This is a genomic window from Microcystis sp. M169S2 (genome assembly GCF_020245865.1).
In the GTDB taxonomy this organism is placed as follows: Bacteria; Cyanobacteriota; Cyanobacteriia; order Cyanobacteriales; family Microcystaceae; genus Microcystis; species Microcystis ichthyoblabe_A.
This window is the reverse complement of record NZ_JADBUB010000233.1, coordinates 1-10,354: the sequence shown is the minus strand read 5'-3', so window position 1 is coordinate 10,354 and position 10,354 is coordinate 1. Positions and strand designations below refer to the sequence as shown.

Here is a 10,354-nt window from a genome sequence, read left to right as displayed (position 1 = left end):
TTTTAGACCTTTTGTCAATCAAAAAGTACTGGATATGGGAGTGATCGGGGGGAAATTTAGGCACTTTTTCCCTGAAAATTAGGTAATTGGCCACCTCAAAACTGGTAAAACCCCACACCCCACACCCCACACCCCACACCCCACACCCTACCCCCCGGAAAAACTTTTTGCCGCAAACCCTAACTAAACAGCCCCAAGGTGATTCTCCCCGTTGGCAACCCTAATCCCGCAACAATTAGAGGCAACACCGATGATGACTGGCGCTTCCCCTGCTTTCCACCCACCCGCCGATTCTTCTGGGGTAAAAGTGCAGTGCCATGGACGATTATTATGGCTAGGCATAGGTTGCATCCGTGGGACGGAGAAGGCGGTCATAGATAGGGCAATTAGGGCTGTTTTTCAGCGTTATCACCTCTCTTTAGCCGCTATTGCCGGTATCGCCACCCTTGACATCAAAGCTGATGAACGGGGTTTAATTACCTACTGTCAGGAGAAAGGATTGCCCCTAAAAACTTTTACTGCCGAGGAGTTGAGAGATATTAAGGTCCCCAATCCCTCAGCTATTGTCAACAAGCAAGGGGGAACTCCTAGCGTCGCCGAAGCCGCCGCTTTAAAAATGGGCGAGATTTTGCTAGTCAGCAAGCAAATAGAAGCAAAATCGGTGACGGTGGCGGTTTCTTTGGCAGCAAGGGAATATAGAGGATACGAAATCGATGCTTAAACAGGTTTTATTTCTTAGTAATGGTCATGGTGAGGATTTAAATGCTAGTTTAATTGTGGGGGAATTACAAAAAATTCAGCCCCAATTATCTATAGCTGCTTTGCCTTTAGTGGGAGAGGGAAAAGCTTATCAAAAATTGCCAGTACCAATTATTGCCCCCACTGCCACTATGCCATCGGGGGGAATTATTTATACCAATCCTTTTAATTGGATTAAAGATATTGGGGCGGGATTAATCGGTCTAACTATTAAACAAATTCAGGCAGCTTTTAAAGTTAGCAAGAATTGTGATTTATTGATAGCAGTGGGGGATATTGTGCCGATTGCGATCGCTCGTTCAACTGGTCGTCCTTTTGTGGCTTTTATTGTTTCTACTTCCAGTTATTACGAAGGTACAATTAAATTACCTTTACTGACAGAATTATGTTTAAGATCAGACAAGTGTTTAAGGGTTTTTACCAGAGATAAATATACAGCAACAGACCTACAAAATCGGGGTATTAAAAAAGCGATTTTTGCTGGCTATCCGATTATGGATGTCTTAACACCAACGGGTAAAGATTTGGAATTAGATAGTCAAATTCCCATGATTGCTTTATTAGCGGGGAGTCGTTTACCCGAAGCTTTGAGTAATTTAGCTTTACAGTTACAAGTCTGTGAGGAAATAGTTAAAATTAAACCGATGCAGTTTCGGGCTGCTATCATTCCTAGCATCAGAGAAACCGACTTAGAAAATTTGGCTAAACAAGAGGGATGGCATTATTTAGGAGCGGGAAAACTAGAGAAAAATGGGGCTAAGGTGTGCTGTTATCGTGATGCTTTTGCCGATATTCTACACCATTGTGACGCTTGTTTAGCCATGGCGGGGACAGCAGTAGAACAAGCGGTAGGATTAGGAAAACCCGTCCTACAAATACCCGGATTTGGTCCCCAATTTACCTACCCTTTTGCTGAGGCACAAATGCGCTTATTAGGGGAATCGGTGATAACTATTGGAAAGAAACCCACGGAGGTGAATTTATTTAAAAATGCTGCGGTTAAAATTATCGATATTTTGGCAGATTCTCGTTATTTACACAGATGTTTAGAGAATGGCAAAATTAGAGTGGGAGAGTCCGGAGGTAGCAGGAAGATTGCCGAGGAAATTTATATAAATCTAGACTCTGTTAGGGCAGCGTAATCCAGCTTAAAATTAGCTCAATTACCTTTTATAGTCATTTCAATTAAGATTGAGAATATCAATCCCAGAGTTTCTAAGGATTTTGTCGGTCTAGACTGTATCAGACTTATCTGAAATGACTATAATTAACCATAGTGATTTTCCCGAACAGATAAAAACTCAGCCACCCCTTGATTAAAAGTTTCAGGTTCCCCTAAAAATGCCCAATGATTACCCGGTATCTTTTTAATCTCTAGAGAAGTTAAATACTTTTTATAGGATTGAATTTGCCAAGTAGTGCGATTTAATCCCTGTTGAGGAAGGATCAATAAACTGGGAATATCTAAAGCTTTAGTTAATCCGGCAAACCCCATGACATCCTCAAAAATTTCCCCGCGTGCTGATAAAGTAAATTTACTGCTCCAACTGCCATCAGCTTTTTGTTCGATGGCATTTTTAAACACCTCTTCCTGTAAATTTGACCAACCTTTATATTGTTTTAATTGACGAGCGATCGCTTCTATGCTCTGATAACTATCAAAGGAACGAGTAATCTTTAAAAAGGGCAAAACTTGATAGAGAATTGGAAAAGTTATCCTCATCCAACTAGGCATTTTATCGATAAAAAAGGGATCGACTAAAATTAAACTCTTAAATACTTCTGGCTGTTGAGTTGCCCAAATTGCCGCTATTTTAGCACTCCAAGAATGACCTAAAATATGTGCTTGCGTCCAACCTAAATGATTAATTAAAGCCCTCAAATCGCCGATATAATCCTGAAAGTGATAACCGGTTGCGGGTTTACCGCTTTCCCCATGTCCCCGCAAATCTGGGGCAATAACTTGATAATTTGAGCGTAAATAATCGCCCAAACTTGACCAAACCAAAGCATGATCCGCCATGCCGTGCAATAATAGTAGAGGGATACCTCGATCGCTCCATTGTAAATAGGAAATTGTCATCGAGTTATTGGTAAAAGTCCGGCGTTGTGGCATAAATTCTCGGCTGATTTTTACTCTATAATTTAAATATCACTTAATAAAACTTCATACAATGGCACTACAATCGCCGCTCACTGTCACTAGCTTAGAACAATTGTCTTGGACATGGCAAGGTAACACCATCCCCTACACCGTGCGGGGAGAAGGACAACCCCTAGTATTAATTCACGGTTTTGGGGCATCTATCGGTCATTGGCGCAAAAATATCCCCGTTTTAGCGGAAAATGGCTATCAAGTCTATGCCCTAGATCTCTTGGGATTTGGGGGTGCGGATAAGCCCGCTTTAGATTATAGTCTCAACCTTTGGCAGCAGCAAATACAAGACTTTTGGCGGGAAAAAATCGCAAAACCGACCGTATTTGTCGGTAATTCCATCGGGGGACTGATTACCTTAATGCTGATGGCAGAATCTCCCGAAATCACTGCCGGAGGCGTAATTATTAACTGTGCCGGAGGATTAAACCATCGTCCCGAAGAATTAAATTTCCCTTTGCGTTTAATCATGGCTGCCTTTACCGGTTTAGTTAGTTCCCCCGTGACAGGAAAGTTTATTTTTGAACAGGTAAGGCAGAAAAATCGCATCCGTAACACTTTAAAACAGGTTTATCGGGATCATACCGCGATTACCGAGGAATTAGTCGAAATTCTCTATCAACCCTCCTGTGATGCGGGTGCGTGGGGAGTGTTCGCATCGGTGTTGACAGCACCCCCCGGACCTTCTCCCCAGGAATTATTACCGCCAATCGATCGCCCTTTATTGGTACTCTGGGGAGAGGATGACCCTTGGACCCCGATCGCTGGTTCGGTAATTTACCAAGAAAGAGCTAAAATGGGAAATAATACCCAATTTTATCCGATTGCCAAAGCTGGTCACTGTCCCCACGATGAACATCCCGAAAAAGTTAATCAATTAATTTTGAGTTGGCTGTCGGAAATGGGGATTTAGTCAGTTATGGAAGATTTTAGCGATTAATAGTTACTGGAGAAATCTGCCAATCGGGGCGAAGATTTTTCGCCCCCCGGAGATAGACGTGCTGCATTTCCCCTTGTAGTTTGGGAGTATTAACGTGGAGAATTACGCGAATACACTTTTCTAGACTACCAGCGACGTGCATCTGTTGCACATCGAGGAGGGGGACATTTTGCCAGTCGGGACGTTCGCGAGCGATAGCAGCGGGGAAAATCGTGTCTAAATCCTGAGTTGCCGTAAAGATAATACTAACAATATCATCGGGATCGAGACTATTGTGAATTTCGATCGCTTCGAGGAGTTCTGTTACTGCTTCTCGTATAGCTTCAATAGTATTAACCGTTACCGTCGTTGCTCCCCGAATGGCTCGAACCTTCCACTGCACGATTGTCATCCTCCACTAATCCTGATGAGTCAATTTTAGGGGTTAACGCGCCCTTTTTCTCGACTTTAATCTGGTCATCAGGGTCGGTATAACCACAATAGTTGTCCGTTAACTTCCAATTCAAATTCTAGACGCTGTAGGGTTTTTTGTAATCCTGGGGGTATTTGGGAACGATTGCCCGTCAGACGACTGAGCAGGGGTTTCGGTTCTTCGATAGTCTGACATTTAGTTTTATCTGGGGGTAATCCTGCCAATTCTAGCGCCCAAAGTCGGGCATCTTCCTCGGTTCCCAGGCGATCAACCACTCCTAATTCTAACGCCTGTTGACCGGTAAAAATGCGCCCATCGGCAAAACTTTTCACCTGATTGACATCTAAATTTCTCGCTCCGGCGACGGTTTGCAGAAATTGCTGATAACTGGTATCGATCATATCCTGGAGAATTCTTTCTTCTTCATCAGTTAATTCTCGATCGAAGGAGAGAATATCTTTATAAGGGCCCGATTTAATCACTTTAAACGAAACTCCCACCTTATCCAACAATCTTTCCAGATTGTTCCCCCTCAGGATAACACCGATCGAGCCGGTAATCGTGCCGGGGTTAGCCATAATATAATTAGCCCCCATACCGATATAAACGCCGCCAGAGGCGGAAATATTGCCAAAACTAGCGATTATTTTCGTGTTTTTTTGTAACCGCTTCAATGCTTCATAAATTTCTTGGGAATCCCCCACGGTTCCCCCGGGGGAGTCAATGCGGAGAAGTAGGGCGGGATATTGCCTTTCTTTGACGATTTCTAGGGCTTTTAAGACCCTTTTGCGGGTATCGGAGGCAATTGCACCTGTAATTTCTATTCGAGCGATTTGTTTGCGGGTTTTCGGTTTAAAAGGCCAGACCATCAGGTTTAAATATCTCTCAAAAAAGGACTCTCTCTAATCTAACGCTTTGATCGTTCTAGGTTAAGCAAACATTATCACATTTTGGGCGCACGCAGTTCGATCAACTCACTGACCACGATGCGCCCCTACCATTGGCGCGATAATATTATTGTAGGGGCGAATCGTATTCGCCCTCTTTTAATAACTTTTGCTGCTCACCATCAGTGAGAGAAGGTCACAAATAGTAGATGCAGCCTCACAATCATTTGCTTGATATAGAGGCTTTTTTGAGTGTGATTGAACCAGTAGCAAAACAAAAGTTTGCAGCGATTAAATTAAAACATGATCAGATTTTTGGTCGAGCGATTGCCTCTTTACGCAAACAGCATCAACTGCGACAATCAGATATTATAGGAGTATCCGAGCGTCAAGTGAGACGCATTGAACAGGGAGAAGGAACAAAGGTAGAAACCCTTAATTTATTTGCCCAAGCTCACAAAATGGAACTTAATGATTATCTTGATGCTGTTGCTCAGTTAATCGATAATACTTCAGTAGATTTGCTCTAGTCTTAGAGCTTATTTATCAAGTAAACATCAAAATAAATGTAGGGCGATCATTCCTCGATCACCCTAGTTTTTCTGACAAGAACTTCTCATATTCCGCAGTCAAAGTAGGGTATGCCACTTTCTATCTTTTCTTTCTTTTCCGGGTTTTTCCAATTGGGACACCAATCGCTAAGAGGTCTGACAAATGAGCCTCTTTTATATTCATTCTCTATTATTTGTAGAGCGTTATTAGCATCTTGCTTGGTTGGGAATAAGATGACACTCACATAAAATCCTTTTCGTTTAAATAGCTTATTTTTACCTCGATATTGTGGCAATCGTCTTGGTAGTTGTTCTATTTCCCATTGTGCCTCTTGAAGGCCTCGATCTGAACCATAAATAACACCATAGGATGGAGTTTGGGAAGATACTTGGGCAGCAAGGCCAATGCTTAATATTAAAGTAGCTAAAATTAAACACTCTCGATTCTTCATACTATTTGGCTCCCTATAATTGTTAAATAAGTTTCAAATTTATTGGCCACTTCCAAGTCTTTTACCGCATTTATTATTAATAGGTATAGTGTCTAAAACAACTTCTCCTTTCTTAAAAGGTATAGTGTTTAAAACAATTTCTCCTTTGGTAACACAAGCATCATCAAGTTTAGTTTCTGGTGAAATTGTTATCTTTGTTGTCTCGACATTATCAAAATTTGCACTCGTTAAATTCGTATTAGATAAATCTACATTAGTCATTTGACTCTTGATAAATTTTGCACCCTGCATATCAGCACCAGTGAAATAAACATCTGTTAGATTCGCTTCACTAAAATCAGATTCTCGTAGTTGTGAACCCTCAAATAATTTTACGTTTTTAATATTAGAGTTCGTTATGTCCGCTTTATCAATTACTACTCCTAATGGCTTTTTATCCACCGTCTCAACTTGATCAACATCATTTAATACCATACCTTTGAGATTGGCTCCATATAAGTTAATTTCTGGCTGAGGATATGGCTTGTTATTATCAACAGTAATTAATTGCGATTCAGCTAAATAAGTGATAACTTTTCCTTTACGTTCACCATCCAATTGTTCTAAAACAGAGAGAGTTAAAGCTTGAGCGGTCGGTCTAAATTCTGTCAGTAACCTTTCCTCTGAATTTGATTCTTTAGAACCGGGTGTTTGTTTGCTTTTTTTTGTCTCTACAATTAAACCTTGCATTTTGGAAAAATAATCAGTCAAAATTTCCTGCTGTTTTCGCTCTTGTGCAATTTGATAATCTCTAAAGTCGGCTGCAGAATTCAGATAGAAAGCGCCCAGGGCTAACATTAGAGGTACTATCAATAATTGTAGCCAATCCCAAAAGCTTTTTTTCTGAAAGCCCGACCATTTAAAATTTGATATCCAGTTAGATACTATCGCTACATTGGCTATAATAAGTAGTAATAATAATAATGGAAGTATCCCCCTTAGCCAGGGCATATCAGTGACGAACCCATAACCATCATTTATTAGACCAATTGCAACAACTATTAAAAAGGCAAACAAAAACAAGAATATGTACGGCAAAATTTTTCGATTGCCCAAAAAATCTCCAAGTTTGCTATGTTGAAGCTTCGGTGAAACTTGCTTTAAATAATCCTCATAACTTAGGTCGGGGGGAATTGGTTTTGTATCTCCAGAATATTCATAATCTGGATTGCCTGTCAATATCCGAAAAGCCAATTCCTTACCTGTGATTGTCTTATTAGGTGAATTTTCTGGTAAGTCCTGTAACCATCTCAAAGCATATTTAAGTCGTTCTATAACTTCGTCGCTTTCAAAGGGTGATTTAACATCAGGAAGAATTCTTAGGTCAAAATCACGAATATCGTGGCGTTTTAGGAGTTGCAGTTCTTGTTTTTCTAGAGTTCCTAAACTAAAGAAATGCGTGTTCGATAAGCTAATTCCATAATGCCACGTTTGATATTTTTCTCGCCATTCGACTAGCTTGCCATAATATTCGCTTTCTGTCCGCACATTTTCTTCAATGCCGATAATTAAAGAAGCCAACTCTGAAGTTATCATTAATATAAACCCCTGTTATTTATGTTTTTTTATAAAAAGTTAGAGAGAGTTTGAATATCCGTGAGGACTAGCACTATATACCTATTCCTCAGAATAGCAGAAAGTCCTTAACCAGAGACATTTACTTAATATAATGTTACTTTTCTCGTCCTTAAAAATTGACTGTTTATCTGATGAGTTTGTTTCTGGATTAAATCAGGTTTATCGCCCAGTTTGGTTGATCTTTTTTAAGGATGAAATTGTCTTTTATGTTGGTGAAATAATCCAGATTTTACTAGACTTTTCCGACTTCGATTAATTCGAGTAATTGTGCTTCAGTTAGCTGAGTAATGCCCAATTCTAGGGCTTTTTCTAGCTTAGAACCCGCCGCTTCTCCTAGCAGTAAATAATCGGTTTTTTTGCTCACAGAACCCGTCACTTTCCCCCCAGCTTTTTCGATTAATTCTTTCGCTTCCTCCCGTTTGAGAGTTGGTAAAGTGCCAGTAATGACAAAGGTTTTCCCTGCTAAAGTCGCTTTTGTGGTGGTGGTTTTTGCTGCTGCGGCAAATTGTAAACCTGCTGCCTGTAATTTAGCGACTAAATCCCGATTAGCGGCGATTCTAAACCAATCATAGACCGATTGAGCGATTTCTTCACCGATACCATAGACAGAGGCTAAATTAGTCACGCTGGCGTTAGCTAACTCCTCCACAGTCCGAAAACTTTCGGCGAGAATTTTGGCGTTAACGCTGCCCACATAGCGAATTCCTAGCCCATAAAGTACCCTCGACCAGCTTTGATTTTTGCTCTGAGCCATAGCTGTAATCAAATTTAAGGCTGATTTCTCGCCCATTCGGTCTAATTTGGCAATTTCCGTTTTTTCGAGGCTGTAGAGGTCAGAAATGGCGGTAACTAATCCCTGTTCAATCAGCAAAATTACCACTTTTTCCCCTAATCCCCGGATATCGAGAGCATCGCGACTAGCCCAATGTACCACACTTCCCCGCAAAATCGCCGGACAGGAACTATTGACACAGCGCGTCACCGCTTCCCCCACCGGACGGACTAGGGGAGATTGACATTCAGGGCAATTAGTGGGCATCTGGAAGGGTAAGGTGTGGCTAGGACGCAATTCTGGCAGGATTCTGACCACTTCCGGGATAATTTCCCCCGCTTTGCGGATAATTACCGTGTCACCGACGCGGATATCTAATTCGGCCACTCGATCGCTATTATGTAAAGTAGCCCTTTGTACGGTGGTTCCTGCTACCTGTACCGGTTCCATCACCGCCATGGGTGTGACTGCGCCGGTGCGTCCCACATTGACGATAATATCTTTAACTACCGTGGGGACTTCTTCGGCTGGATATTTTAAAGCGATGGCCCACCGGGGGAATTTTTGGGTGAATCCTAACCGATTTTGTCGCTGTAAATCGTTGATTTTGACTACGACACCATCGGTCATGTAGGCTAATTGATGACGTTTTTCTTGCCAATCTTGATAGTATTGCGCCACTTCTTGCAGGGATGGACAGAGTTGACGGTGGGGATTAACCAGAAATCCCATGCTTTCTAATCTATCTAAGGATTGCCATTGAGTAGTGATATGGTTATCGTCTAAATGCAGGGTATAGGCAAAAAATTGTAAGCGTCTTTTATCAACTATTTTCGGATCTAATTGTCGTAGGGTTCCTGCTGCGGCATTGCGGGGATTAGCAAAGAGAGATTCTCCTTTTTCTTCTCTTTCTTGATTGATTTTATCGAAGGTATCGAGGGGTAAAAAAGCTTCGCCGCGCACTTCCACAATTGCCGGGGGATTATCTATATTTAAGCGTAAAGGAATAGAGCGAATTGTCCGCACATTGGGGGTAATATCTTCGCCAGTGACTCCATCCCCTCTGGTAACACCTCTGACTAAAAAGCCGTTTTCGTAGGTTAAAGCTAACGCGGAACCATCGATTTTTAATTCACACACATATTCCGTGTCTTGGGTTTCATTTATATATCTTTGCCAACGGTTGCCCCATTTATTTAATTCTTCGAGGTTAAAGGCATTTTCGAGACTATACAGGGGAATATTATGACGGACAGAAACGAATTGACTAGAGATTTTATCCCCGACTCTTTGGGTGGGACTATCGGGGGTGATTAATTGAGGATAACGCTTTTCTAGGTCTTCTAATTCCCGATAAAGTTGATCATAAACGCTATCGGGTATAAAAGGATCATCAAGAACATAATAAGCATAACTGGCTCTTTGTAGTTCTGTTTTTAGTTGTTGGCAGCGTTGTTGGATTTCTAAGGGGATAGTCATAATCGTTAATAATGCTACTGGGCAAAAACCATTTGAGGAGTTAATTTTAAATCGGGAAATGTCACCGATATTATCCTATCTTCGTTGTGAAATTCTGCCAGTTCATAAAATCCCGAAATCAGGGTTAAAACCGATATTTTTAGAGTAATAGGATCGATAATCCAGTATTCAGGAATGCCTCTTACCGCATATTCTGAACGCTTATAACGGTAGTCATCATCGGCATTACCGGGGCTAACAATTTCTACAACTAAGAGGGGAGGAAATTCAATCACTGCTGTGGTCATATTTCTAATCTCTTGACATTGTTCGGCAGTTAAAATCATTAAG

The 10,354-nt window shown here is 41.3% G+C and carries 12 protein-coding genes; 5 read left to right on the top strand and 7 right to left on the bottom strand.

The features are described from left to right. The first annotated feature begins 86 nt into the window (after nt 1–86). The 3 genes from IM485_RS20860 to IM485_RS20850 are packed head-to-tail and all read left to right on the top strand — an operon-like array spanning nt 87 to nt 1,901. Nucleotides 87–224, top strand: coding sequence for a hypothetical protein (locus IM485_RS20860; RefSeq protein ID WP_287745349.1), 138 nt, complete (start codon nt 87–89; stop codon nt 222–224). Between the two features lie 29 nt (nt 225–253). Further along, nucleotides 254–721, top strand: coding sequence for a cobalamin biosynthesis protein (locus IM485_RS20855; RefSeq protein ID WP_104398230.1), 468 nt, complete (start codon nt 254–256; stop codon nt 719–721). Further along, nucleotides 714–1,901 carry a lipid-A-disaccharide synthase-related protein gene (locus tag IM485_RS20850; RefSeq protein WP_287745346.1) on the top strand — a complete coding sequence of 396 codons (1,188 nt, stop codon included), beginning with the start codon at nt 714–716 and terminating at the stop codon, nt 1,899–1,901. The genes IM485_RS20855 and IM485_RS20850 overlap by 8 nt, the downstream gene beginning before the upstream one ends. A 125-nt stretch (nt 1,902–2,026) precedes the next feature. On the opposite strand, the gene IM485_RS20845 is transcribed toward IM485_RS20850, so the two are convergent. Next, nucleotides 2,027–2,875, bottom strand: a complete 849-nt coding sequence (locus IM485_RS20845; protein ID WP_287745344.1) for an alpha/beta fold hydrolase — start codon at nt 2,873–2,875, stop codon at nt 2,027–2,029. Between the two features lie 58 nt (nt 2,876–2,933). On the opposite strand from IM485_RS20845, the gene IM485_RS20840 reads away from it, so the two are divergent. After that, nucleotides 2,934–3,827, top strand: coding sequence for an alpha/beta fold hydrolase (locus IM485_RS20840; protein ID WP_287745342.1), 894 nt, complete (start codon nt 2,934–2,936; stop codon nt 3,825–3,827). A gap of 16 nt (nt 3,828–3,843) precedes the next feature. On the opposite strand, the gene aroH is transcribed toward IM485_RS20840, so the two are convergent. Further along, nucleotides 3,844–4,245, bottom strand: coding sequence for a chorismate mutase (gene aroH, locus IM485_RS20835; RefSeq protein ID WP_104398234.1), 402 nt, complete (start codon nt 4,243–4,245; stop codon nt 3,844–3,846). A 68-nt stretch (nt 4,246–4,313) separates the two neighbouring features. Next, nucleotides 4,314–5,135 (bottom strand): signal peptide peptidase SppA, encoded by an 822-nt coding sequence (gene sppA, locus IM485_RS20830; protein ID WP_104398235.1) that lies wholly within the window; start codon nt 5,133–5,135, stop codon nt 4,314–4,316. Nucleotides 5,136–5,362: 227 nt separating this feature from the next. Between sppA and IM485_RS20825 the strand changes: the two genes are divergently transcribed. Continuing rightward, the gene (locus tag IM485_RS20825) at nt 5,363–5,683 is read left to right on the top strand and encodes a helix-turn-helix domain-containing protein (RefSeq protein ID WP_238142107.1); all 321 of its coding nucleotides are present in this window, start codon (nt 5,363–5,365) and stop codon (nt 5,681–5,683) included. Nucleotides 5,684–5,769: 86 nt separating this feature from the next. On the opposite strand, the gene IM485_RS20820 is transcribed toward IM485_RS20825, so the two are convergent. From IM485_RS20820 to IM485_RS20805, 4 genes are all read right to left on the bottom strand, one after another. After that, the gene (locus IM485_RS20820; protein WP_104398236.1) at nt 5,770–6,156 is read right to left on the bottom strand and encodes a hypothetical protein; all 387 of its coding nucleotides are present in this window, start codon (nt 6,154–6,156) and stop codon (nt 5,770–5,772) included. Nucleotides 6,157–6,195: 39 nt separating this feature from the next. Beyond that, a complete protein-coding gene (locus IM485_RS20815; protein ID WP_287745338.1) occupies nt 6,196–7,731 on the bottom strand; it encodes a pentapeptide repeat-containing protein in 1,536 nt (511 codons plus the stop codon). A 274-nt stretch (nt 7,732–8,005) separates the two neighbouring features. Further along, complete coding sequence (gene ligA / locus IM485_RS20810) at nt 8,006–10,024, bottom strand: NAD-dependent DNA ligase LigA (protein WP_287745336.1); 2,019 nt, start codon at nt 10,022–10,024, stop codon at nt 8,006–8,008. A gap of 14 nt (nt 10,025–10,038) precedes the next feature. Next, nucleotides 10,039–10,354, bottom strand: a 316-nt coding sequence (locus tag IM485_RS20805; protein ID WP_287745334.1) for a Uma2 family endonuclease, incomplete at its 5' end; no start/stop codon positions are given.

Coding starts and splice junctions, on each gene's coding strand:
- IM485_RS20855 (WP_104398230.1), top strand. CDS start 254: ATGACTGGCGCTTCCCCTGCTTTCCACCCACCCGCCGATTCTTCTGGG.
- IM485_RS20850 (WP_287745346.1), top strand. CDS start 714: ATGCTTAAACAGGTTTTATTTCTTAGTAATGGTCATGGTGAGGATTTA.
- IM485_RS20845 (WP_287745344.1), bottom strand. CDS start 2,875: ATGCCACAACGCCGGACTTTTACCAATAACTCGATGACAATTTCCTAT.
- IM485_RS20840 (WP_287745342.1), top strand. CDS start 2,934: ATGGCACTACAATCGCCGCTCACTGTCACTAGCTTAGAACAATTGTCT.
- aroH (WP_104398234.1), bottom strand. CDS start 4,245: ATGACAATCGTGCAGTGGAAGGTTCGAGCCATTCGGGGAGCAACGACG.
- sppA (WP_104398235.1), bottom strand. CDS start 5,135: ATGGTCTGGCCTTTTAAACCGAAAACCCGCAAACAAATCGCTCGAATA.
- IM485_RS20825 (WP_238142107.1), top strand. CDS start 5,363: ATGCAGCCTCACAATCATTTGCTTGATATAGAGGCTTTTTTGAGTGTG.
- IM485_RS20820 (WP_104398236.1), bottom strand. CDS start 6,156: ATGAAGAATCGAGAGTGTTTAATTTTAGCTACTTTAATATTAAGCATT.
- IM485_RS20815 (WP_287745338.1), bottom strand. CDS start 7,731: ATGATAACTTCAGAGTTGGCTTCTTTAATTATCGGCATTGAAGAAAAT.
- ligA (WP_287745336.1), bottom strand. CDS start 10,024: ATGACTATCCCCTTAGAAATCCAACAACGCTGCCAACAACTAAAAACA.